The organism is Enterococcus sp. DIV0755f, from assembly GCF_051713725.1.
Classification (GTDB): Bacteria; Bacillota; Bacilli; order Lactobacillales; family Enterococcaceae; genus Enterococcus_D; species Enterococcus_D casseliflavus.
The window spans coordinates 3,024,659-3,047,491 of sequence record NZ_JBIOQL010000001.1; the positions used below are offsets into that span (position 1 = coordinate 3,024,659).

General features: G+C 42.9%; 23 protein-coding genes and 1 other annotated feature. Of the genes, 9 read left to right on the plus strand and 14 right to left on the minus strand.

Features of this window, described 5'->3' with window-relative positions; all coding sequences use genetic code 11:
• Positions 1-153: 153 nt before the first annotated feature.
• The 5 genes from IGI73_RS13880 to IGI73_RS13900 form a co-directional block, all read right to left on the minus strand.
• The gene (locus IGI73_RS13880) at positions 154-819 is read right to left on the minus strand and encodes an ABC transporter ATP-binding protein (protein WP_121260673.1); all 666 of its coding nucleotides are present in this window, start codon (positions 817-819) and stop codon (positions 154-156) included.
• 10 nt (positions 820-829) lie between these two features.
• Positions 830-2,314 (minus strand): ABC transporter permease, encoded by a 1,485-nt coding sequence (locus IGI73_RS13885; protein ID WP_262119969.1) that lies wholly within the window; start codon positions 2,312-2,314, stop codon positions 830-832.
• 170 nt (positions 2,315-2,484) lie between these two features.
• Positions 2,485-4,341 (minus strand): carbohydrate-binding domain-containing protein, encoded by a 1,857-nt coding sequence (locus IGI73_RS13890; RefSeq protein WP_428206767.1) that lies wholly within the window; start codon positions 4,339-4,341, stop codon positions 2,485-2,487.
• 15 nt (positions 4,342-4,356) lie between these two features.
• Positions 4,357-5,034: a DUF4956 domain-containing protein gene (locus tag IGI73_RS13895; protein WP_005227945.1), complete on the minus strand. Its 678-nt coding sequence runs from the start codon at positions 5,032-5,034 to the stop codon at positions 4,357-4,359.
• On the minus strand, positions 5,024-5,746 hold the full coding sequence (locus IGI73_RS13900; protein WP_015510432.1) for a polyphosphate polymerase domain-containing protein: 723 nt from the start codon (positions 5,744-5,746) through the stop codon (positions 5,024-5,026). Before IGI73_RS13900 ends, IGI73_RS13895 begins: the two co-directional genes overlap by 11 nt.
• Positions 5,747-5,878: 132 nt before the next feature.
• Between IGI73_RS13900 and IGI73_RS13905 the strand changes: the two genes are divergently transcribed.
• The 3 genes from IGI73_RS13905 to IGI73_RS13915 are packed head-to-tail and all read left to right on the plus strand — an operon-like array spanning position 5,879 to position 8,360.
• Positions 5,879-6,553 carry a response regulator transcription factor gene (locus tag IGI73_RS13905; protein ID WP_005227933.1) on the plus strand — a complete coding sequence of 225 codons (675 nt, stop codon included), beginning with the start codon at positions 5,879-5,881 and terminating at the stop codon, positions 6,551-6,553.
• 3 nt (positions 6,554-6,556) lie between these two features.
• The gene (locus tag IGI73_RS13910) at positions 6,557-7,873 is read left to right on the plus strand and encodes a sensor histidine kinase (protein ID WP_005227932.1); all 1,317 of its coding nucleotides are present in this window, start codon (positions 6,557-6,559) and stop codon (positions 7,871-7,873) included.
• 13 nt (positions 7,874-7,886) lie between these two features.
• Complete coding sequence (locus tag IGI73_RS13915; protein ID WP_005227930.1) at positions 7,887-8,360, plus strand: GNAT family N-acetyltransferase; 474 nt, start codon at positions 7,887-7,889, stop codon at positions 8,358-8,360.
• A 347-nt stretch (positions 8,361-8,707) separates the two neighbouring features.
• On the opposite strand, the gene udk is transcribed toward IGI73_RS13915, so the two are convergent.
• From udk to IGI73_RS13930, 3 genes are all read right to left on the minus strand, one after another.
• Complete coding sequence (gene udk / locus IGI73_RS13920) at positions 8,708-9,331, minus strand: uridine kinase (RefSeq protein ID WP_005227927.1); 624 nt, start codon at positions 9,329-9,331, stop codon at positions 8,708-8,710.
• 83 nt (positions 9,332-9,414) lie between these two features.
• Positions 9,415-10,098, minus strand: coding sequence for a YjjG family noncanonical pyrimidine nucleotidase (locus IGI73_RS13925; protein WP_428206769.1), 684 nt, complete (start codon positions 10,096-10,098; stop codon positions 9,415-9,417).
• A 14-nt stretch (positions 10,099-10,112) separates the two neighbouring features.
• The gene (locus tag IGI73_RS13930; protein ID WP_016609902.1) at positions 10,113-10,829 is read right to left on the minus strand and encodes a 16S rRNA pseudouridine(516) synthase; all 717 of its coding nucleotides are present in this window, start codon (positions 10,827-10,829) and stop codon (positions 10,113-10,115) included.
• A gap of 300 nt (positions 10,830-11,129) precedes the next feature.
• Here IGI73_RS13930 and IGI73_RS13935 point away from each other — a divergent pair, with 300 nt between their 5' ends.
• The 3 genes from IGI73_RS13935 to IGI73_RS13945 all read left to right on the plus strand — a co-directional run bounded on the left by IGI73_RS13935 (position 11,130) and on the right by IGI73_RS13945 (position 13,673).
• The gene (locus IGI73_RS13935; RefSeq protein ID WP_015510436.1) at positions 11,130-11,744 is read left to right on the plus strand and encodes a 50S ribosomal protein L25/general stress protein Ctc; all 615 of its coding nucleotides are present in this window, start codon (positions 11,130-11,132) and stop codon (positions 11,742-11,744) included.
• A 316-nt stretch (positions 11,745-12,060) separates the two neighbouring features.
• Positions 12,061-12,378 carry a DUF960 domain-containing protein gene (locus tag IGI73_RS13940; protein WP_005227922.1) on the plus strand — a complete coding sequence of 106 codons (318 nt, stop codon included), beginning with the start codon at positions 12,061-12,063 and terminating at the stop codon, positions 12,376-12,378.
• Positions 12,379-12,626: 248 nt separating this feature from the next.
• A complete protein-coding gene (locus IGI73_RS13945) occupies positions 12,627-13,673 on the plus strand; it encodes a helix-turn-helix domain-containing protein (RefSeq protein ID WP_428206770.1) in 1,047 nt (348 codons plus the stop codon).
• 38 nt (positions 13,674-13,711) lie between these two features.
• On the opposite strand, the gene IGI73_RS13950 is transcribed toward IGI73_RS13945, so the two are convergent.
• From IGI73_RS13950 to IGI73_RS13975, 6 genes are all read right to left on the minus strand, one after another.
• On the minus strand, positions 13,712-14,566 hold the full coding sequence (locus IGI73_RS13950) for a MetQ/NlpA family ABC transporter substrate-binding protein (protein WP_010749087.1): 855 nt from the start codon (positions 14,564-14,566) through the stop codon (positions 13,712-13,714).
• Between the two features lie 44 nt (positions 14,567-14,610).
• Complete coding sequence (locus IGI73_RS13955) at positions 14,611-15,297, minus strand: methionine ABC transporter permease (protein ID WP_005227919.1); 687 nt, start codon at positions 15,295-15,297, stop codon at positions 14,611-14,613.
• A complete protein-coding gene (locus IGI73_RS13960; RefSeq protein WP_005227918.1) occupies positions 15,290-16,324 on the minus strand; it encodes a methionine ABC transporter ATP-binding protein in 1,035 nt (344 codons plus the stop codon). The genes IGI73_RS13955 and IGI73_RS13960 overlap by 8 nt, the downstream gene beginning before the upstream one ends.
• Before the next feature lie 71 nt (positions 16,325-16,395).
• Positions 16,396-16,645: a binding site (T-box leader), on the minus strand.
• Positions 16,646-16,722: 77 nt separating this feature from the next.
• Positions 16,723-17,061: a glycine cleavage system protein H gene (locus IGI73_RS13965; protein ID WP_010749086.1), complete on the minus strand. Its 339-nt coding sequence runs from the start codon at positions 17,059-17,061 to the stop codon at positions 16,723-16,725.
• Positions 17,043-17,420 (minus strand): arsenate reductase family protein, encoded by a 378-nt coding sequence (locus tag IGI73_RS13970; protein WP_010749085.1) that lies wholly within the window; start codon positions 17,418-17,420, stop codon positions 17,043-17,045. Before IGI73_RS13970 ends, IGI73_RS13965 begins: the two co-directional genes overlap by 19 nt.
• Positions 17,421-17,429: 9 nt before the next feature.
• The gene (locus IGI73_RS13975) at positions 17,430-18,614 is read right to left on the minus strand and encodes an FtsW/RodA/SpoVE family cell cycle protein (RefSeq protein ID WP_010749084.1); all 1,185 of its coding nucleotides are present in this window, start codon (positions 18,612-18,614) and stop codon (positions 17,430-17,432) included.
• 453 nt (positions 18,615-19,067) lie between these two features.
• Here IGI73_RS13975 and IGI73_RS13980 point away from each other — a divergent pair, with 453 nt between their 5' ends.
• The 3 genes from IGI73_RS13980 to IGI73_RS13990 are packed head-to-tail and all read left to right on the plus strand — an operon-like array spanning position 19,068 to position 22,822.
• Complete coding sequence (locus IGI73_RS13980; RefSeq protein ID WP_428206773.1) at positions 19,068-21,011, plus strand: BglG family transcription antiterminator; 1,944 nt, start codon at positions 19,068-19,070, stop codon at positions 21,009-21,011.
• Between the two features lie 2 nt (positions 21,012-21,013).
• The gene (locus IGI73_RS13985; protein ID WP_005233600.1) at positions 21,014-21,469 is read left to right on the plus strand and encodes a PTS sugar transporter subunit IIA; all 456 of its coding nucleotides are present in this window, start codon (positions 21,014-21,016) and stop codon (positions 21,467-21,469) included.
• Positions 21,470-21,484: 15 nt separating this feature from the next.
• Entirely contained in the window at positions 21,485-22,822 is a 1,338-nt protein-coding gene (locus tag IGI73_RS13990) for a PTS galactitol transporter subunit IIC (RefSeq protein WP_010749081.1), read from the plus strand.
• The last annotated feature ends 11 nt before the right edge of the window (positions 22,823-22,833 follow it).

The window sequence follows — 22,833 nt, forward strand, 5'->3', positions numbered from 1 at the left end:
CACAAGTTTCTTCGTTTACAATTACTTCTATTGTAAGAGGAGCAAGGCGAAGATGCAAGCAGACTTTACAGCCGTTTCCTTGAGGATGTATTTAAAGCCTCAGGAAGAGCAACTGCCTCCGCCCTAATAACTAGCAGCTACCCTAAGCAAGGCTTATCCCTCAACTTTAGCAAAGGCTCGCTCTTTTAGCTCATAAACGACATCGCAAGCCTTGGCTACTTCTTGTTCATGGGTCACTAAGATAATACATTTTTTTTGCTCATGAGCAATTTCTTGAAATAGTTTGACGATCTCTTTGGACGTCGTTTCATCCAAGTTTCCAGTCGGTTCATCGGCTACGATCAGCTCATGCTCACAGCACAATGCGCGAACGATCGCCACCCGCTGCTGCTGCCCACCCGATAATTGGGTCACTTTTTTCAGTGCCAGCTCTTCCGTGATGCCAACTTTGGCTAAGTTTGCTAAAGCGTAGGCCTTTTTATCGGCTTGCTGCGACTTCGCGATCGCCATCGCTGTCACCACATTGTCCAATGCCGACAGATAAGGCAATAGATTATAGGCTTGGAACACGATGGACACATCTTTGCGGCGGTACTCCCGCAGCCCGATTTTTGCTAACGTTTCTTCGTTGTAGAAAATCTTTCCTTCTTTCGGGGTATCTAGGCCTGTGATCAGCGACAGGAAGGTCGTTTTCCCCGATCCGCTGGAACCTAAGATCGCATACATCTTGCCAGGCTCGAAGGTCAAGTCAACGCCACGAAACAGGGCTTCTGCTTCGCTTTGATACCAATAGCCTAATTGTTCTGTTCGTAATGTCATGTCGTTCCTCCTAAGAAACCAAGATTTTTTTCGGGTTCAGCCGCAAAATGCCCGCCGACGAGAGTAAGATCGAGCCAAAGCTGATCCCTAGACCGAGTAATGCCAATAGACCAATTTGTTGAGGGGAAACGGTAATTTCTAAGGACTCCACTTCTGCTGATTGGGTGAAGGATGGGAAAGAACCGCCACGGTTGCCGCCCATTTGCGGCATCTCTCCGCCTCCAGGTCCAGCGTTTTCAGCAGCTGCCTGATCCGTCGTCGTTTCGGTTTGCTGTGCCAATAATTGCTCTCCGACGGCATTACCGACAAGATTGCCGCTAGCGGCCGCGATCCCTAAAGCAAATACCATGCAGACAAAAATCTCTGTGAAAAACTGTAGGATCACTTTGGCTCGTGACTCGCCTAAAGAGAGCAATACGCCAATCTCATAGCGACGTTCCCGAATCGACATCATCACGATCAACGTCAAAATAATGATACCGGCAGCAGCAACTAAGACAATAATATTTTTGGCAAAGCTCGCGACATTATTCAACGGTGTCAGCATCGATTGATACATCTGATCATTGGTTTGGATGCTATAGGTTTCTGTATCGATCAATCCTTCTGCTTCTTCCACGAATGCCGTCATTTCAGACGGATCACTCAAGGTATAGGTTGCTGAATCAATGGTGTCCTCATTGCCGCTCAACGTATTGGCAAGGGTATAAGAGGCAATGATCGTGTTGGCCGGGTTGAGAAAGTTAAACATTTGGCTCATGCTGTTGCCAACTTCACTCGTTTCATAGATTCCTTTGACCGTCACTTCTACTTCATTGTCCTCTGCATTAGTAATTGAAAACGTATCTCCGACCGCCAAATCATTCGCTTCAGCTAGTGAGGATTCAATCAAGACTTGGTTTGTGCCTTCGTCCTCAGAAGTAATTCCTTCTCCATCCGTGATCGTCGCTGTTCCTTCCGAAAAAGTCGTATACGCCGCACTGGTTGATACGCCAGTGATTTGGAAATCACCTGTACTCATACTCCCACCAGGCATACCGCCTGGCATACCGCCCATTTGCCCCGACTCGCTGCTATCGGTTGCTTCTGACTCTGTCGAGGAGTCACTGCTAGAGATCGGTTCGATCCCGCTGACGGCATCAGCCGAGGTACTGACTTCAAAACTATATGAAGCAACCCCGTCTAAATCAGCGATTGCTTGGGCATCTGTGATCGCTACGGGTGTCGATTGAAAACTCCCTGGATCTGGACGTGTGCTCTGGTCATCGCTGTCAGATGAAGAACTTCTTTGCTGAAAAGCCTGCTCACGGTTGGCTTGCAACGTCACGGTTGCGCCGACACTTTTCTGAGCATTTTCAGTCGCTACTAGCGCTGCACTGCGAATCGTCAAACCCGCCAATACAAAAATCAAGATTGCAGAAAATACGGCGATCAGCAGCAGACTCCGGCCTTTTTTCGCCCATAAACTTTGGAGCCCTCGTTTCAAAAAATTCATCTTTGTTCCTCCTGAATGGCAAATTATTGTATTTCGACTATAAGAACCTTAGCTTAAATTGAACTTAAATCTTCCCCTGATTTTTCAAAACGTTGGAACAGACCGCAGCTGTCTTCTGCGATCTGCACGTTTTATTGATGACCCCCAGGGAATGATCGAGGAACCTTCAACTAACGGCCAAAGCCGCCGCCCATTTGATTGGTTGTCGCTGTCGCTCCTGATTGGGTCAAGTTGGCGATCGTTTCCGTGACGGGCAACGTTCCTAATTCCGTCCCATCACTAAGGGTCCCACCAGCATAATAACCAGAAACAGCTTGCGCATCATTCGTTCCCCCACTGACCAATGTATAGCTGCTATCCGTCAAATCTGGGCTAGAAAGAACCACATGTTGGTAGCTTTTACTTGGTGCATAGGACAAGATCGTCTGTCCTTGACTATCCTTTAAGGTCACAAGGGTCTCTGCTGCTTGGGTTTGATCGAAACTGATCCCGATCGACTGTTGACTTCCCCCACTGACATTCATGGCCATATCGGTCGTACCAGCAGCTAACAAGACACCGCCAGTGATTTCAAACGTCCCGTTATAATCCAAAGCGCCATTGCCACCGGTCGTTGGACCATTTACGATGACGACCCCATCACTCATAGTGACATTGCCGTTACTGTCCAGGCCATCCCCTTCGGCATCGACCACCAACGTCCCACCAGTGATTGTGATTTGTTTGCTGTCATCTGCGGTATCGCCACCGCCAGGACCGCCACCAAAGCTGTCTTGCCCAAATTGGCCAGTGGTTTCCTCTGTATCACTGCCGCCACCGGCATTGATCCCGTCATCGCTAGCCACGACGTGTGTAGTACCACCAGCAATCGTGATCACACTTGCTTCTAGTCCTTCATAGGATTCTTCGATAGCAATCGTCCCATCGGAGATCGTCAATTCATTGTCCGCATGTATGCCGTCGTCACCACTGTTGGCAGTGATCGTACCACCTGTGATGTTGATGGTATCGTTGGCATGCAGGCTATCATCTGCACTATCGATCGCAAAGGTACCGCTGCTGATGGTCATCACACCGCCAGCTTTCAATCCTTTGTAGCTTTCATCCGTCACTAGCGACTGACTTTGTGCCCCGTCAGCCGTTTTGATCGTGAGATCGGCTGATTGGATGCTTAAATTTGTTTCTGCTTGGATGCCATCACGCCCACTTTGGATCGTAAAGGTACCGCCATCGATCGCAACGTAGCCTTTTTCCGCATCTTCCGAATTATTCGCTTGGATGCCATCTCCTTCAGTGGTGTTCAGTGTGTAGTTCCCTGCCAAGATCGACACGGAATCTTTTCCTTTGATGGCATTGTTTTTCGCTGTGATCTCAATCGTGCCACCAGCTAAAACCAAATCATCTTTGCTGCGCAGCCCGTTGCTGTAATTTCCTGTGATCACCAACGTTCCATCACCGTTGATGGACAAATCTTCTTTACTATAAAAAGCGGCATCTGGTTCCGTCTCACCTTCCGCCAAGGTGTAGCTGCTGCCATCTTTCAGAGTATTTGTCGTATCACTGGCTAAGGTCGTGATGACTTTTTCTGCTTGTTCGATGACGACTGCCGCCCCGTCTTCATTGGTGATCGTGACACCCGCAAAGATCAGATGGACTTTTTCTTCTTTATTGACGTTGACAACCAGTTGACCATTACTTAAGGAACCGCTGACGACATAGGTACCAGCTTGCGTGATCGTCACCGTTTGGTCTTCCGCTGCAACGCCATCAACAGCCGTCGTATCGCCGTCATTCAATTCAAGTTGCGTGGCGGTCGCCTCATCGTAGGAGGCATCCACGTCTTCTTCTTCGTAACTGCCATAATAGTCCGTAGCATCATCAAGAGTCGTTGCAACGTTGGTCACTGCGGCAGAACCTGAAACAGCCGCTGCAGAACTGGAGCTGCTGCTCGTGCTACTACTATCGGTTTGCCCACAAGCGCCTAGGAGCAGCGATGAGAGTAAGAGCGGATAAATGAGTTTTTTCATAAGAGGTTCCTCCTTCTACAGCTCATCGCGGTTAGCGGTGAGCTTGCCTAAAACAACGGGTAAATTGCCATTACGAACCCGAACTTCATCAATGATTTGTTTTTCTTGCGCTTGGTCTTTTAACAGCAACTGATAACGCAACTCATATAAGCTCCCCATCGTGGTCGTTCGAACCGATGTCAGTTTGGCAGAATGCGTATATTTTTCAAAGAGATCATCGAATAGTTGCGGATAATCCAAATCTTCTGGAATCGTGACTTTCAGTTCTCGTTCACTCGTGGCTTGTCGATCGCCAAAGGGCACCGTGTATAAAAGGGTCAAGAAAAGCGCCACGATGATGGAAAAAATCACGACATAGCCGACATAGCCCATCCCAGTTGCCAGACCGATCCCCATCGACCAAAAGACGCTGGTGATCTCTCTAGACCCTCCTGGAACCGAGCGGAAACGAATCAAACTGAAGGCGCCTAAGATCGCCACACCTGTGCCAAGATTGCCGTTGACTAGCATGATCACGGATTGAACGAGGATCGGTAAAACAGCCAAGGTAATGACGAAGTTTTTTGTGTAGACATTGCGGATCATATGGATCGCAGCTACCAATATTCCTAAAAGCAATGAGGCGGCGATACAGATCAATAAGCTACGCCATTCAAGGGTACTCGTATCGCCAGAAAACAGACTAGATAACATGTAACCATTCCTCCTTCTTGAACAAATGCCGTTGATACGTTTGGGCATATTTCGAAAAGCTACCTTTGCGCACGCTGTATTTGTTCAACAGCTCCACAAACCATAACGGATAAGCACCGAGGGCTTTCACTTCCATCAACACCCCGATTTCAGGTGCTACCAGCGCCCCCTCACTGCCAGAACCGAACATAAGATCATAGGTGCGAAAGCGAATGTTTTGGTCGAATGTCACGCGAAATTCACTATCATCATCAATAAACAGCGACAAGCGATCATAGGCAATCAACACTTTCGGCAGCAAGTCTGGGTTTTGCTTAAATAGCCAGTGAATCTCTGCAGCGATTTGCGGTGCTTCTGCCATTGACGGCAAGACCCCTGTTTGCAACCAGCCGCAATAGTCAGCATAGGGCATCGGGACTCGGCGTTTGTAGACCACGCCATTGACTTTCTTTTTGATCTCTAAAAAAATTAACTGCTGCTCTGTCGGTATGCCATAGCTGCGGACCCGAAATTTTTCTTTGTATTTCGGTTTGTCCATCGAATGACGAATAAAGCGGTAATCGTGGGTATCGTAATACAAGGACATAATCGTGTGCTGCCCATATTCATCGATCGCCATTCTTTGCTGAAGCTCAGCAAGAAATGCAGGAAATTGCTCCTTGGCTATTAAATATTTTGTCTCTTTTCTTTGAAAGACTTTTTTCAATTTCATAAAAATGTTCCTCCCTTGAAATCCATGCACTGAATTTACGGCAGCTATCTTAAATGCAGCTTAAGGCAAAACAGTTTTTTTAAGCATTTTTTATGCTATTCGTGCTATTCTTATCCTTAAAGAGGTGGGAACATGATTAAACTATTAGTGATCGAAGATGACAAAACATTATCTGATAATATGAAAGAAATCGTCAGCGAGATCGGTGACGTCACACAAGCCTATGATGGCAGTGAAGGCTTATACGAGGCAGAAACAGGGATCTATGATTTGATTATTCTCGACTTGATGATGCCAGAGATGAACGGTTATGAGGTGCTTTCTGCCCTAAGAAAAAAAGGACTCCAAACACCCGTCCTGATTTTAACAGCCAAAGACGGCTTAGAAGACAAAGTGACTGGTTTTCAAAAAGGGGCAGATGATTATTTGACCAAGCCTTTTTATCGGGAAGAATTATTGATGCGGATCAAAGCGTTGCTAAAACGCTCCTTAGGTTTGTTCAATGAAAATACACTGGAATATAACGGATTGCTGTGCAACCTTGGCACCAATGAGGTCAGTTACCAAGGGCAGCTTTTGCCGATCCAAGGGAAAGAATTTGAGCTGCTGCTTTATTTTCTACAAAATAGAAACATTATTTTGACTAAGGAACAGATTTTTGATCGCATCTGGGGATTTGATTCAGAAACGACCTTGACTGTCGTCGAAGTCTATATGAGCAATCTGCGGAAACACTTGCGCCAGACAGGGATCGACAAAGAGATCCGTACGTTGCGAAATGTCGGCTATATTATGCAAGGAGCCTAGTCTATGAATAAAGAACGCTCTAAGAGACAACGGCTGCACTCCTTTCTCCTAAATGTCAGTGCCTTTGCGTTGGTTTTCTTACTTTTAGGAACCATCGTCCTCCAATTGTTCAACCAATCGGCTTATCGGCAAACCGACATTTCTTTGGAACAAGCAGTCAAAGATACCCGCTTGATCCAAGCAGAGATCAGCGCTTCGCAATCCAATCTAGAGGTATTGCCACCAGATAGTGCCATGCCAAAGATCCCTGGGACCAATCGCTTCAATACCCAGTTGATTCTCTGGTCTGAAGACGGTGAGATATTAAACAAGCAGACCTTGGGCGGCCGCTTTTCACAACTGGCAAGTTTATCTTTAGATACAAGCCACTTAGACAGTATCACATCTTTTTCAGTGGTGGATCAGTCCTTGTCAGAGGAAGAAGAGACCCTTTTGTTTCGTTCGATCACCACCAAAGCACCAACAAATGATGCTGGTGTCGGCTATATCCAAGTCTTGGCGAACACTAACCAAATCAAAAATGCGATGAACAATTTCCAAACGATTTTGATTTTATCGATGATCTTTTTCTGGATTCTTTCGATCGGGATCAGCTATTTGCTTTCCAGCTTGAACATGCGCCCCATTTTAGCCTCCTGGAAAAAACAGCAGGAATTTGTCGAAAATGCATCCCATGAGCTGCGCACACCATTGACGATCATTCAAAACAGTCTGGAACGCCTGTTTACCAAGCCCAATCATACGATCATTGAAGAATCTGAAAGCATCGCCCAAGCGTTAGCGGAAACTCGGCGGCTGACTGGATTAACGGCGGATTTGCTGACGATCGCCCGCAGTGACTCCAATCAATTGCTTTTGACAAAAGAAACCATCGAGCTAGCTCCTTTTATCGATGACTTAGTCAAACCTTTCAAAGAAATTGCCGAATTGGATCAAAAACACTTTGTTGTCGAAAACTTTGCCAAAACGACCGCTTGCTTTGACCAAAAGAAAATCCATCAAGTCCTCGTGATCCTCCTAGATAATGCCTTAAAATATACCAGCAGTGGTGATAAAATCACCCTCTTATCGGAGATTTCTAACAAGCAATGGCTGATCGAGGTCAAAAACACAGGACCAGCCATTTCCGATGAAGAAAAAGCCCGTATCTTTGACCGTTTCTACCGCGAGGATCGTTCCCGCTCCAAAGAGACCGGCGGCTATGGTTTAGGCTTAGCGATCGCCAAGCAAATCGTTGAAGAGCACAAGGGACAAATCCAGGTCAAAGATTTGCAGCCACGAGGGGTTATTTTTCAGATTCGTTTACCTAAAGAAGGATAAAGGAGAAAAACAAATGCAGGTCATCACCCTTAAAGAACACCCTGACTACTTAGCAGAAGCCATTCGTTACTTCCAAAAACAGTGGGCTGGTCCCGACTCCCTCATGGTTTATGAGGATAGCCTGACCCATAGTTTTTCAGCAAATCCTTTGCCGCAATGGCTGCTGCTGGTCAACGAAGAAATCGCAGCAGACGGACGTTATCAAATCATCGGCTGCGGTGGCTTGATCCCCAACGACTTCATCAGTCGGATGGATTTGACCCCTTGGCTTTGCGCCTTGTATGTGGACCCTTTGTGGCGTGGCCAAGGCGGTGCCCGCCTTTTGATCGAAACAGCCAAGCAACGTGCTGCTGGAGCTGGTTTTGATTCTCTGTATCTATGTACGGATCTTTCTACTTTTTATGAGAAATTTGCTTTTGAACCGATCGGAACGGGCTACCATCCTTGGGGAGAGTCTTCCACCATCTATCGCTGTTCTCTCACCTAAATGAACAAAAAAAAGCTGTGAACAAAAATGTTCACAGCTTTCTTTACTCGCAGTACTATTGCTAGTAGAATACCCTATCTCCACAAAAGGAATATTCCGACACCCTACAAATCCGGTAGGTTGCTTACGCGGTGTGCCTCTGCTATCAATCTGGTCAGCTAATGCTAGACCTTCTCGACTCGTCGCATGAGGATTACTTTACCATAAAACTAGTCGGAATACTACTGTTTTTTATAAAATTAAAACTGCTGATAAGCATTTCTCAAGAAAGAGTGCCTATCAGCAGTTTTTCATGAATCAATTGTTACTTTTCAAATAGAAACATTCCAATTGATGGATAAAAAAACTTAGGATAAGAAGGTCGCTACTTTGGTCGTAATCAAATCGATGGCTACGTGGTTTTCGCCGCCTTCTGGTACGATGACATCGGCATACCGCTTGGTCGGTTCGATGAATTGATGATACATCGGTTTTACCACCGTCAAGTATTGTTCGATCACAGAATCCAATGTCCGGCCACGTTCTTCCATGTCACGTTTGATTCGGCGAATGATTCGAATATCATCGTCTGTATCAACATAAAGTTTAATATCCATTAAATTACGCAATCGCTCATCTTCTAGAATCAAGATCCCTTCCAAGATAATGACTTCTTTGGGTTCTTGAATGATCGTTGCTTCGCTGCGGGTATGCGCGACATAATCATAGACGGGTTTTTCGATCGTTTGATATGCAAGCAGCTGTTGCAAGTGATCGATCAACAAATCAGTATCAAATGCAAAAGGATGGTCATAGTTGGTGTTCAACCGTTCTTCAAAGCTCAGATCACTTTGGTCTTTATAGTAGGAGTCTTGTTCAAGCATCATAATAGAATGATTGGGGAAATGATTAAAGATCGCCCGACTCACGCTTGTTTTTCCACTACCTGATCCACCTGTCACACCAATAATAATGGGCTTGCCATTCGTCATTCAATTAACCTCTTTCATCTTAAAAAATTCACACTGGTTCTATTATAGCGAAAATTCGGCAAATTACTACTGTTTCTGTAGAATCAGTGCTGCAATAAAGGAAGTAATTGCTGCAAACGTTCGATCTCATAAGTAGGCTGAATCTCACCACTGTTTTTTTTCTTTGGATTGAACCAAATCGTATCGATCCCTGCCAGTTGTCCGCCTAAGATATCTGAAGCCAGCGAATCGCCAATGATGACTGTTTCTTGTTTTTTAACGTTTGGTATGCGAGCAAACACATAGTCAAAATATTCTTTCATTGGTTTTTGATACCCTGTATCTTCTGAAACAAAAATATCAAGGAAATACGGCTTTAATTTGGCATCTTCCAAGCGGCGATATTGGGTTTCAGAAACCCCGTTCGTCACCACGTATAGGTCAAAATGCTGCGCCAACTCCGCTAAGATCTCATCACTGTTGTCTAACAGTTTATGTCCTTCATTTAGAAATTCCCGATAGGCCAATTCAACTGCTGGACTATCGACCTGAATGCCTTGCGTTTCAAAAAACAAACCGAAACGCTCATTGATGACTTGGTCTCTCGTAATTTTCCCTTGCTCAAACTGCTGCCACAAATCATGATTGATCGTTTGATAGCTTTGTTTGCGCTCTGGGGTCATTTCCAAGCCATGAGCTTCAAATAGTGCTTTTAAGGCTTGATCTTCGGTATCTTGAAAGTCGAGGATCGTGTCATCGACATCAAATAATAATGTTTTATACTTCATTTTCTCCCTCTTTCTCAGCGGAAATGCGCCGCCAGTCCTCTTAATTCTTCTTGCGTCAGCGAGCGATAACTGCCCACTGCTAAATCATCTGGTAGAACTAGCGAACCCATCGCTGTTCGTTTCAGCTGAATGACTTTTTTCCCTCGGGCTAAAAACATCTTTTTCACTTGATGGAACTTGCCTTCAGCAATTTCTAACGAAACAAAGGAACGAGCCGCTCGGGCATCGATGATCGTTAGGGCAGCTGGTTTGCAAGTGACACCACCATGAAAGGTGATCCCTGTGGCAAATGCCGCCACATCTTCAGGAGTCACCAAGTCATTGACCACCACTTCATATCGCTTGGTCACCTTTTTCGTGGGATGCAGCAAGTCATAGCCTAACTGACCATTCGTCGTAACTAATACCAACCCTTCCGTGTCCCGATCCAATCGACCGACGGCATAAAGATCTGGGTGCTGGTCCTTTGGTGCAATCAAATCGATCACTGTCTGGTGCTGTTGATCAACATTCGCTGTAACAACACCATTGGGCTTGTTGACGATATAATAGCGTTCCTGCGTCTCCAACTGACGACCCGCAACGATGATTTGATGGATGGCGCTATCGACATTGCGCTCAGGTCGCCCTTCAATCCTTTGGTCCACGAGGACTTTTCCTTGCTGAAACAACCGTTTCATCTCTTTACGAGAAGTATTCAATTGTTGCTCGATCACTTTATCTAAACGCATAAATTTTTCTCCATAGTGGCTATTATAGCTCAGGATCTAGCGAAAGGAAACTGCCAGGATTTCAAATGATTTGACTTTCTTTGTCTTTTTGCGTAAGGTTAAAGAGTAAAGTAAATATAGTTTCTCATACACAGCGTTATGACCTGGTGGAGAAAAGTTGAACCAAAACTTTCTGGGGCAGTTGTGTACACAACTGCCCTTTTGCGTGTTTTCACTCACGTACCACTTAATGTGCAGAGTTAACAAAATTTGCTTAAAAAATCTCGTTATTAACGAGAAAATTTTAGGAGGAATTGAGTTATGTCAGTATCATTAGAAGTTACGAAAAGAGAAGTTCGCCCACGTTCTTTACGGAACAAGTTGCGCCACGAAGGAAAAGTACCTGCAATTGTCAATGGGTACAAAGTAGAAAGCACACCGATTGCTGTCAATGCAGCAGAATTAGAAAAAATCTTGCGTGAAAATGGATTGAATACCGTAATCACGATCAGTTTAGAAGGCAAAAAAGTCAATACACTGATCAAAGAGTATCAATCAGATACCTTCACACGCAATTTAACCCACGTTGAATTCCTATCTGTCGATATGAATGAAGAAACAGAAGTAGAAGCAGAAGTAACCTTAATTGGCGAATCTGCTGGTGTCAAAGCTGGTGGTGTTCTAGCACAAAACTTGTATACAGTCGTTGTATCAGCAACACCAGACAAATTGCCTGAACGTGTTGAGATCGATGTAACGTCATTAGAGATCGGCGATTCATTAACAGTGGCTGATCTGCCTAAGAACGACGAGTACACGATCGTGACCGATCCAGAAGAACAAATCGTTGCGGTTACTGAACCACAAGAAATCACTGAAGATGAAGAAGCTGGCGAAGCTGCTGAACCAGCAGTTATCGGTGAAGACGAAGAATAATCATAGAACATCGTTCTTAAGATCGCGTCTTCAATCAACAGACACTTCTAAGAAATGCAAGACTCTTGAAGGGCTTTTCCTTTAAGAGTCTTTTTCATTCTTACGAAGAGCTGGTGAGCTGCAACTGACTATTTTCCACTGAAAGACGCCATGGGAAAGCTTGGTCCAGCCAACCCAACAAATTTTTAAGAAAATAGTTAAAATGCGCCGCTGCCCAAAAAGAAAAGCAGAAGTAGTTGCATTTTTGACGGTTCTTCATTATGATAAATAGACAAATTTGATGTTATTGGCAAGCCTACTTGAAGGAGGGGTTTTTATGTTTGAAACATTTGATGATCACCGCAGCCGCTACGCTTCTGGCGGGATTGTTCAAACACTGCCTGGCGAACTGATCGATAGTATTTGGTTAATCATCGATCTCGATTTAAAAGGGTTTATTCCGTTGACAAATCTGCTCACCTTTGAAGTCCAAAACAATCACGGTCGTGTCACACTGCTTTTTTCTCAAGCACAAAGTCAAATCGAACTCGGCGTTGATCTGCCTTACCGTTATTCCGACCTCTATCCCCAAAAAGTCTATGTGTATGACGATGGGCAGCGGCAAACGATTTTATTGCCTAGCGAGACTCGTTAACAGCGCTTCGTGTTTCTCTTTTTATAACGTTACTTACATAAAAAACCACCCTTTTTATTTTAAAAGGTGGTTTTTTTTGATTCCTTTCTCTCATTTAATTCCATATTATAAAGGGTTCGAGGAAGCAACCAATGAATCCCCCGTTTTTTATTACGTTTTATTGACTATTTTTTGTATGTTAAAATAACGTGTGAAGTTCCCTTATAATAAGGACAGTTGCAAAATTCAGCTGAAAGAGGTGCCTGGTTTTGAAAAATATCCTTGAAAAAGATATTATGCAAATGCTGCGTCTGTCCACGATGCTCTTGAGCGAAAATCCCCTTCCTTTGAATAAAGCTGCTGCCGATCAAAATCTTTCCGTCAAAACGATCCGTCGGCTACTGTCCAGTTGTTTAAACGAGGACCCTTCCTTCCATTATGATGTGCAGCAAGGACACATTCGTGCCTTTCATGATTTGCAGCAGCCCCTAGCCAGCGAAAACTTCCCCCATACAGAAATGCTTGCTGCATTGTTTAATAAAAGTACAAACTATCAGTTGCTCTTGTTACTGTTAAAAATGCCGACCATTTCCTTTGCAGACCTCCACAAGCGGTATTACCTGAGCCCCTCCAGTTTGCATCGGCGCTTTTTGTCCTTTTCCTTTTTTTTGGCACCTTATCATCTAAGGATCGACCGTCGCAGTTTTCCTTTGATTACTGGCAATGAACGGCAACTGCGCTATGTTTTTTTTCGACTCACCCTCTTAGCAAGCCCGACGCTTTCTTCTAATCAAGCGTTTCAAGAAGTGAAGCAGATTCATCAGTTGCGGGCAAACGCTTTTTATCCCAACACCCCCGCCACGTTTACTCAGCAAGTTTATCCAACATGTTTTGTGCCGCGTTTTTATTTAGTTGGTGAACGCAGCTATTTATTTTTGTGGCAACAGCTGCTAACACTGGAGCCTTTTTATGTGCCAACAGAAGAAGCCTTCCTTTTGCGACGAATCATCACGCCGATTTTGTCGGAGCATCCGCTCCAGCAGCCATTAGAAGTGCTTTTGTCGAAAATTTTCCAAGCCCATCTTTTGGGCGCCTTACTGGAAGGCAATTTATTTGTCTATCCGCCACTAAATCCTTGCCTATCTGAACGTTCCCAACGCTTGGTCCAGGCTTTTTTGACTCAGCTTCCCCATTACGAAAAACTCTTAAAAAAGCATCCCGAGTTACCCTTACTCTATGAATGCATTTGGCAAGAGCTCTCTTTTTTCCAACCGATCATTGCCTTTCCGAAAAAAAAAGAGCGTCCGCTTCAGTAGCGACACGCTCTTTTGAGGTTCATTTAGTTGGCAGTGAATTATTTAGCGTCAGCATCAACGATTTTCACTGAACCTTGCCATTGTTCTTCCACAAAGTCTTTGATTTCGTCTGAATGCAGCACTTCGATCAATTTCTTGATTTTGTCGCTATCTTCGTCACCACTGCGGACAGCGATCACGTTGACATAAGGCGAATTATCCGCTTCTAATAAAACAGAATCATCCGCTGGGTTCAAATCGATCCCGAATGCGAAGTTCGCATTGATGGCGATTAGGTCTGCTTCGTCGTTTTGATAAGCAGTCGCCAAAAGAGATGGATCGACGTCATGTTTAAATTCTAAGTTTTTCGGATTTTCAGCAATATCATCAAAGGTTGCCGTTTCTGTATCAACGCCGTCTTTTAAAGTGATCAAGTCAGCATCTTGTAAAATCGTTAGGATACGACCCCAGTCAGATTCAGAAGTGGAAGTAAGAACCGTTGCACCATCTTCTAGTTCTGAAATATCAGAGATTCGTTTTGAGTAAAGCCCCATTGGCTCGATATGGATCGCACCAGCATTGACAAAATCATAGCCATTGTCTGCGATTTGTTTGTTCAAGTAAGGAATGTGTTGGAAGTAATTGGCATCGATATCGCCATTTTCCAATGCTTTGTTTGGCAACACATAATCATCGAAGGTTTTGATTTCAAGATCAATGCCTTCTTCTGCTAGTAAAGGTTTGGCTTGTTCTAAAATTTCCGCATGAGGCGTAACTGATGCACCGATCACTAATTTTGTTGATTCTCCCTCAGCCGCAGATGAGTCAGAGCTTCCTGAATTTGAGCCTGTGCCACAAGCAGCTAAAGCGGCAGTTAACAATAAGGTTGTTGCAATACCAAAAATCTTTTTCATATCCATTTCCTCCCATATTTTCCACTTTTTGTTCTTCGTTTCATTTACCGTTTATCGGTGGCTTTCGCAAGGAAATCGCCGATTCCTTGGATAATGAAAACGATAATTAAAATAATCACTGTTGCAACAAGCGTAACAGTGTAATTTCCACGTTGAAATCCTTCTTGCCAAGCCAAAGCGCCTAGCCCGCCGGCACCGATCGCGCCTGCCATAGCAGTATAACCAATCATTGAAATCGTTGTGACCGTCAGTCCTGAAATCAATGCTGGAACACTTTCGGGAATCACGATCTTGTAGATGATCTCCCAGTAACTAGCACCCATCGCTTCCGCTGCTTCAATCACACCAGGATTGACTTCACGAAAAGCAATTTCCACCATCCGAGCATAAAACGGTGCCGCCGATAAAACTAATGCTGGGATCGCTGCTTTTGCCCCTAGGAATGAACCGACTAATAATGTTGTAAACGGAATGATCAAGACCATCAAAATCATGAATGGCGTTGAACGAAAGGCGTTACTGATGATGGAAACCACGTTATAGAAAATGTTGGCTCCCGCTGTTTGTTTACGACCTAGTGAATAAAGCGCCAATCCTAGAAGTAAACCGATCACAACCACTAAAACCATGGAGAAGAAAGTCATAAACAAGGTGTCTAGGGTTGCTTGCTGCATATTGGCCCAGTCGACCTTTTCAAAATTAAAATAGGTTTCTACAAATGACTTATCCACGTTCAATCACCTCCACGCCTACTTGCTGCTCTTTGAAAAAGGCGATCGCTTTTTCGATCTCACTTGCTTCACCTGTCAATAAAACCGTCAAGCCGCCAAAGGATCCCTCATTGGTTTGTTGGATCTTTCCGTAAACGACATTGACATCGATCTGGAAGCGACGGATTGCTTGTGAAATCACTGGTTCATTGGCGTTGTCTTGTGTGAATGTTAAAGTCACTAAATGCCCTTGCGGATTTTCTCGTAGGAAGGCTTGCCGTAATTCTTCAGCATCTTCTTCTGGCTCCAAATCTTGCTGAACAAAACGTTTGGTCACTTCCTGCTGTGGGTTACGGAAAACCGATTGTACTGACCCTTCTTCCACGATCTGCCCATGCTCCATCACCGCGACCTTATTACAGATTTTGCGAATGACGTTCATTTCATGGGTAATCAGGACGATTGTCAAATGCAATTTTTTATTGATGGAAAGCAAGAGATCCAACACTTCTTCTGTTGTTTGTGGATCTAACGCACTCGTTGCTTCATCACACAGCAAAATTTCTGGTTCATTCGCTAATGCACGAGCAATCCCGACTCTTTGCTTTTGTCCGCCAGACAATTGTGCCGGATAGGCATTCTCCCGTCCTTCCAACCCAACTAATTTAATCAGCTCTTGCGCTCGTTGACGGCGTTTTGCTTTTTCAACGCCAGCCAACTCCAATGGCAATTCAATGTTTTCCGCCACCGTTCGAGACCATAAGAGATTAAAGTGCTGAAAAATCATGCCGATTTTTTTGCGGAAGTTTCTCAATTCTTTGTTTTTCAATGCCAAAATGTTTTGACCGTTAATGACTACATCTCCTGCTGTCGGCAATTCTAAGCCGTTCAACAAACGTACTAATGTACTTTTCCCAGCACCAGAGTAACCGACGATTCCGTAGATATCGCCTTTTTCCACTTGCAGTGAAACATCATTGACGGCGTGGACAGCCGTTTGCTTTTTGCCGAATGACTTTTTTACATGCGACAATTCGATTAATGCCATGTTATTCCCATCTTTCCTCTTTGGTTGGTTAAACACAAAAAAAGCTTTCATCCTCTGTACATTATACTGTTACAAAGGACGAAAGCACAACTTCCGCGTTACCACCTTGATTTACTGTCGATTCGCATCAACAGCCTCGCTCAGTACTTGAATTGCTTCGCATACTGCTGCACTGTAACGGGTGCCTCCCGTGATAGGCTTGTTTCCACTCACCTATCATGCTCAAAGACCATCTTCCATCCTCTCTCCGTTGCCCATTTGCACCAAACAGGGCTCTCTGTGTACGTTAAGAACATGTACTCTTCTTTTCAAAGCATTCATTTATTGAGCAAATTATAGCAACGTCTTATCCGACTGTCAATTCTTTTTGAAAAAATAGTCGTTTTTACAGCTTTGACTTACAAGGCTTCAAATTGACTTGGGTCAACCTCTTTGAAGCTGACCAGCCAAGCGTTCATTTCGTCTTCATCATTTAAGGTATCAATCGATTGATCAATTTTTTCATTTACGGAAGAAATCACGCCCGTCAATGGACTTGGAAATTCACTGACTGCTTTTTCCGCTTCCAGCTCAACAAGGGTCTCTCCTTGTTTTAAAGCAGTTCCTGCTTTTTGAATCGAAGCAAACGTGACCGCACCAAGTTCTTCTTGCGCTTCTTTTGTTAAACCGACACAATATTCTTTCCCGTTAAACAAAACCCACAAATTATCTTTTTTTCTTAAGCATTTCTTTTCCATGATTCTAGTAAGACTCCTTCATATTCATTTTCTTTAAATCCATTAATCAAAAAGCGGTCGCCGCTAACCAGCAGTGGGCGCTTGATCAACATACCATCGGTTGCCAGCACATCGGCTGCGTCTTGGGCAGTCATGGTCGGCACTTTTTCTTTTAATTGCAATTCACGGTATTTCATGCCGCTTGTGTTAAAGAAACGGGTTAACGGTGCTTCGCTTGATTGGATCCAAGCCAGCAATTGTTCCGGTTGAGGCGGTGTAGCTACCATATCGATCGCTTCAAAGGGAATCTCGTGCTCTTCTAACCAACGCTTCGCATTTCGGCATGTACTGCATTTTGGGTACCAATAAAATGTAATCATGTGAACTCCTTAAAGTGTTTTTGGTGCGGTCTCAGCTTGATAGCGCATCGATAAAATCAAACCGATCCCAATCATATTGCTTAATAGGGCAGATCCTCCTTGGCTGATAAACGGCAGTGGAATCCCCGTCAACGGTAAGAGACCGATGTTTGCGCCAATGTTTTCAAACACATGGAAGAGAATCATCATAATGATCCCAGTTGCCAAGTAGGCATAAAATTCATTGTTGGTATCGAAACATACGCGGATCATTCGATAGATCAAAATAAAATACAATAAAATGACAAACGCGCTGCCAATAAACCCAAAATTCTCACCGATCACCGAAAAAATCATATCGGATTCTCGGACTGGTACATACACATCGCTGACATTAAATCCTTTCCCGAACATCCCGCCAGAGGCGATCGCCATCAGAGCATACGCCAATTGGAAGGATTGCCCTTGGGTATCATGAAAAGGATCTAGCCACGAATCGATACGGGCGAATTGGTATTCTTTAAAGATTCCTGTATTGTACAGAAACTCGCGACCAACATCGGTAGTCACTAAGAAAATCGTTCCACCGCCGAGAATCACAAATGCCGCAATCACTGGCACGATGATTCGCCATGAGATTCCTGACATCAAGAAGACCCCACCGAAAATCGCTAGAAAGACCAACATCGTACCAAAGTCATTTTGTAAGGTGATCAGGATCAGGACTGGGATCGTGACGGCCAACATTTTTGCAATCAGTAACCCATCTGTTTTCAGATCCCGTTCCCGATGCTTGACATTGTGCTGCGTGACGACTAACGCCAACATCATGATATAGGCGATCTTCATCAATTCTGAAGGTTGCAAGGTAAAGGGACCAAAACTAAACCAGTTTTTCGACCCTGTCGAGGCAGCCATCGTCCGGTTGTAAAATTTCAGCAGCGCCAGCATAACGGCTAGCCCAGCTCCATAAATATAGGGCGTCAATTTCCAGAGCCATTTTGATTTGATCTGCATGATAATGATCACGGCAACAACGCCTAACACATACCATAAAGCTTGAAACCCTAACATTCGCAGCATATTCGGATTATTCGGATCGTGTGTCAGCGCCACATACAGGGACGCCAAACCAATCAGACATAATAAAAATACGGGTAGAATCACACCGTAGTCAATTCGATTATCGTTCGTTTTTATTCGTGAATTTTCCATGTCCACACTCTCTTCTGTAGAATCTTTATCCATTATAGTGATAATTGAGGAGAAAAGAAAGGATTGTCCATGAGCATTCACAAAAAATTTAGAAACTTTAATGATTTTCGGGAAAAGAGGGTTAAAAACAATCCAAAATTGTTTAGAATTACAACGAAATAATCGCTGAATTCGTCCATTCTTCTTATTAATCAAATACCTTATTCTATGTATTCTTCTTTATTTTTGATAAATCTTTGCTCTATGTAACAGAATAAAGCAACTTTAACTCCATGATAGATCCCCGCCTAGTTTTCGTTTCAAATAAATAGCAACAAATGACTACTTTTTACAAAATATAAATTGATATACGACAATCGTATTTACCACATTAATGTGGTAATGAAATGTTATTTACGCCACCATATAATTTCACTAGAATACAATTAAGGAAGCGCTTCCGGAGGTGAACCAATGATTTTAAGTAATCGAGAACAGCTACTGTTGCAATTGCTATTAGAACAAAAGGAGTTTCGCCCTGCATCTTTTTTTCAAAAGCAGTTAAATGTATCCCAAAAAACGGTTTATAACAATTTAACGACTTTAGAAAAGAAACTAAAAGATTCGGGACTAGCTATCAAAAAAGTACCAAGAAAAGGAATCTTTTTATCTGGTTCTGAATCAGCGAAACAGAATGGATATCGATTGTTAGCAAAAAAAGAGACTAAACTCGAACTATTTTCACCTAATTATCGTAAAATCTTTATTTTCGCTAACTATCTGTTTTCAGCAAAGCCAATGCACTATCAGGAATTCTCTGAATATTTTTATATTAGCAACCAGTCAATAAAGAAAGATGTTGATGAAATCGTTGCTTTCTGTCGATTCCATCACGTATCTACAAAAATGACTACAAGCGGACTCAAACTAACCTCAGTTGAATCTGCTACTCAAAACGTATTCAAATCTTTTTTAGAGAAGTATACCGACGCCAAAGCCAGTGAAAATCTTTTGGTCAACAATCTCTTTGACTCTAAGGTACTTGAATTAACGAAGAAATTTGTCTCAGATATGACTCAAACAATCGGCCATCCAGTCAATAATTATTCTATTGAATCCTTGAAGCTTTCATTGCGAATTTTTCTTTCAAGACTTCTTATAGATAAACACATTGAAAAACAAGAGCATCTAGTATTTGACGAACTTAGACGAATGAAATTCTATATGATCGCGGTTGATTTTTCTGAAATGATCCAACAGCAACTACCTGTTCAATTTAGTGATACAGATATTCAATATGTATGTTCCCTGTTATTAGCACACGGTATCGAACCTTTTGGACAAATGGATGAGCCTCACGAATCTACTATCACAAATTGTACGAAACAAATTATTCAAAAAATGTCACATATGTTAAACGCAGATCTGACACAAGATAAATTATTACTGCAAACATTATTGGCTCATATCGTTCCCATGATCCATCGATCAAAGACAGGCATTTTATTGAAAAACCCACTGATAAAAAGTATCAAAAAACAATACTCAACAATGTATACATTGACCAAATATGCAATTGGAGATTTAGAGGAGCGATTTCAAATCTTATTAACAGAAGACGAAGTTTCTTTTCTGACGATCCATTTTCAGTTAGCCTTTGAAAAGATAAAAATTACTAACCATATACTAATTGTTTGCCAATCAGGTTTTGCTACATCGGAGTTGATTTTTAACCGTATCAAACAGACGATCGCTGCTGATACCGTATTGGAGATCATTCCTTTAAGTAGACTGGCCAGTACATCTCTTGAGACTGTTGATCTGATCATATCAACTATTCCATTGGACATTACAGCACCGCCAGTTATTTATATTTCGCCGCTTCCTACTACCGAAGAAATAGGAAGAATCTCTGCAAAGATATCTAATCTTAATGAGAATGAGAAAAATTTTTACTCAAAAAAATACCAGAAAACGACTTTATTACAAAAATATTTAGATCCTACTTTCCTTTTTGTCAAAAAAAAGTTTCGAACAAAAAAAGATGTACTAGATTTTTTAGCAGATGATTATCTGAAAAAAAAGCTTGTTACAACAAAATTTAAGCATTCTCTATTTGAACGAGAGGAACTAGGAAGCACTGGCTTAAAGACGGGAGTAGCCATTCCACATGCTGATCCACATACAGTGAAAGAAACAAAACTTGCTTTTCTCACCCTCGATGCGCCAATTACTTGGGGAGACACAAAAATCCAACTAATTGTTTTGCTTGCGATTGCTGAAGAAAACATGATCGAGGCAAAAGAGTTGATCGCTTCGATTTACGGATTGTTTAACTCAGCCGAAGAAATTCAATGGATCGTTAATAGTCAAACGCAAGAAGAACTGTATCAAAGATTGTTAAGAGGAGGAAATTGATCATGTTTTTTGATCACCAAATCGTGTTACTTGAAAAAGATTCTAAAACCAAAGAGGAAGCTTTTCGACTATTAGCAGACGAACTCATCAAAACTCATTGTGTAAATGATCAGTTCTATCAAAATATCGTACAGCGAGAAGAAACCTTTCCTACAGGTTTAAAAATCAACGGCATTGGGGTAGCGATCCCACACACGGACAGCAAATTTGTTTTACGATCCCAAGTCGCTTTTATGTCACTTGCCTCTCCCCTTTCATTTATTGAAATGGGTTCACAAGAAAAGAAAATCGATGTATCCCTGTTGTTCATGCTTGCACTGAAGGAACCACATGAGCAATTGGGTATGCTGCAAAATCTTATCTCTATGTTTCAAACACCCGGGGTTTTGGAAGCCCTATCCTCAGTAACGACTAAAGAAGCGTATCTTTCGATTATTGAAAAAAATGGACTGCAATAAAAAGGAGGAACAATTATGTTAAATGCATTACAGTGGTTCGTTGATCTAGGTTCAATCGTTGTTTTGCCGATTTTAATTTTTATTTTTGGAATAATTTTGGGGACAAAACCTAGCAAAGCCTTTACTTCAGCCTTAACTGTTGGTGTTGGGTTTGTTGGATTGAATTTGGTGATTGACCTTCTAAGCAGCAGTTTGGGTCCCGCAGCACAGCATATGGTTGAACGTTTAGGATTAAATTTGACAACGATTGATGTCGGATGGCCTGCCGCAGCGGCAATTTCTTACGGGACGATTTTAGGAAGTCTTGCGATTCCGATTGGTGTGGTCCTAAATGTTCTACTCATCATTTTAGGGCTGACTAAAGTATTGAATGTAGATATTTGGAATATTTGGCACGCAGCCTTCATCTCTTCTCTGATTTATGCCCTCACTGGAGATTTTGCAATGGGAATCGCGGCGACCGTCATCTATTTGATGATGATTCTTTTAATGGGAGATATTTTAGGTCCGATCATTAATAAGTTCTACGGATTTCCTAATATTACTTTTCCTCATGGTACCGCCGCACCAGGATTCATCTTTGCACTACCTATGAATTGGCTCTTTGATCGTATTCCAGGACTAAAAGATTGGAAAGCAGATCCAGAAACCATTCAGAAAAAATTTGGTGTCTTTGGCGACTCTACTGTTATGGGCTTTTTGATTGGTCTTATCATGGGAATACTTGCCGGATATGACACAGCAGGTGTCGGCCAATTAGCCGTCCAAACAGGCGCTGTGATGGTTTTGATGCCCAAAATGGTGGCTTTACTGATGGAAGGTCTAACGCCTATTTCTGAATCTGCAAATGAATTCGTCAAAAAACGGTTTCCTGGAAGAGAGCTTTACATCGGTATGGATGCAGCATTATCGGTTGGTCATCCAGCTGTTCTATCTTCCTCATTGCTTTTAGTTCCGATCACTATTTTGTTAGCCGTAGTTCTACCTGGCAATACGACCTTGCCTTTTGGTGATTTAGCAACTATTCCCTTTCTGATTTGCTTGATGGCTGCTGTTTTTGGAGGAAACATCATTCGAACAGTAATTGCTGGAACGATTTATATGGTAAGCATTCTATATATTACTTCGTGGGCAGCACCGCTTGTCACTACTGCTGCTCGATCCGCAAACTTTGATCTACAAGGAAACTCTATGATCACTGCTATGGCTGAAGGTGGTTTATGGACCACATTCCTTTATGTCGGCTTAACCAAAATATTAAGCTGGGGCGGTTTAGCCATAATTGGCGTCTCTGTTTTGTTTGGATTGATTTATGTAAATAAAATTCGTCCCAAGAAACAAACATCGAAATAATAGGAGGAAAT

Bases quoted from the DNA above. Each gene is read 5' to 3' on its own strand.
- IGI73_RS13880 (WP_121260673.1), bottom strand. From the start codon at position 819: ATGACATTACGAACAGAACAATTAGGCTATTGGTATCAAAGCGAAGCA.
- IGI73_RS13885 (WP_262119969.1), bottom strand. From the start codon at position 2,314: ATGAATTTTTTGAAACGAGGGCTCCAAAGTTTATGGGCGAAAAAAGGC.
- IGI73_RS13890 (WP_428206767.1), bottom strand. From the start codon at position 4,341: ATGAAAAAACTCATTTATCCGCTCTTACTCTCATCGCTGCTCCTAGGC.
- IGI73_RS13895 (WP_005227945.1), bottom strand. From the start codon at position 5,034: ATGTTATCTAGTCTGTTTTCTGGCGATACGAGTACCCTTGAATGGCGT.
- IGI73_RS13900 (WP_015510432.1), bottom strand. From the start codon at position 5,746: ATGAAATTGAAAAAAGTCTTTCAAAGAAAAGAGACAAAATATTTAATA.
- IGI73_RS13905 (WP_005227933.1), top strand. From the start codon at position 5,879: ATGATTAAACTATTAGTGATCGAAGATGACAAAACATTATCTGATAAT.
- IGI73_RS13910 (WP_005227932.1), top strand. From the start codon at position 6,557: ATGAATAAAGAACGCTCTAAGAGACAACGGCTGCACTCCTTTCTCCTA.
- IGI73_RS13915 (WP_005227930.1), top strand. From the start codon at position 7,887: ATGCAGGTCATCACCCTTAAAGAACACCCTGACTACTTAGCAGAAGCC.
- udk (WP_005227927.1), bottom strand. From the start codon at position 9,331: ATGACGAATGGCAAGCCCATTATTATTGGTGTGACAGGTGGATCAGGT.
- IGI73_RS13925 (WP_428206769.1), bottom strand. From the start codon at position 10,098: ATGAAGTATAAAACATTATTATTTGATGTCGATGACACGATCCTCGAC.
- IGI73_RS13930 (WP_016609902.1), bottom strand. From the start codon at position 10,829: ATGCGTTTAGATAAAGTGATCGAGCAACAATTGAATACTTCTCGTAAA.
- IGI73_RS13935 (WP_015510436.1), top strand. From the start codon at position 11,130: ATGTCAGTATCATTAGAAGTTACGAAAAGAGAAGTTCGCCCACGTTCT.
- IGI73_RS13940 (WP_005227922.1), top strand. From the start codon at position 12,061: ATGTTTGAAACATTTGATGATCACCGCAGCCGCTACGCTTCTGGCGGG.
- IGI73_RS13950 (WP_010749087.1), bottom strand. From the start codon at position 14,566: ATGAAAAAGATTTTTGGTATTGCAACAACCTTATTGTTAACTGCCGCT.
- IGI73_RS13960 (WP_005227918.1), bottom strand. From the start codon at position 16,324: ATGGCATTAATCGAATTGTCGCATGTAAAAAAGTCATTCGGCAAAAAG.
- IGI73_RS13965 (WP_010749086.1), bottom strand. From the start codon at position 17,061: ATGGAAAAGAAATGCTTAAGAAAAAAAGATAATTTGTGGGTTTTGTTT.
- IGI73_RS13970 (WP_010749085.1), bottom strand. From the start codon at position 17,420: ATGATTACATTTTATTGGTACCCAAAATGCAGTACATGCCGAAATGCG.
- IGI73_RS13975 (WP_010749084.1), bottom strand. From the start codon at position 18,614: ATGGAAAATTCACGAATAAAAACGAACGATAATCGAATTGACTACGGT.
- IGI73_RS13980 (WP_428206773.1), top strand. From the start codon at position 19,068: ATGATTTTAAGTAATCGAGAACAGCTACTGTTGCAATTGCTATTAGAA.
- IGI73_RS13985 (WP_005233600.1), top strand. From the start codon at position 21,014: ATGTTTTTTGATCACCAAATCGTGTTACTTGAAAAAGATTCTAAAACC.
- IGI73_RS13990 (WP_010749081.1), top strand. From the start codon at position 21,485: ATGTTAAATGCATTACAGTGGTTCGTTGATCTAGGTTCAATCGTTGTT.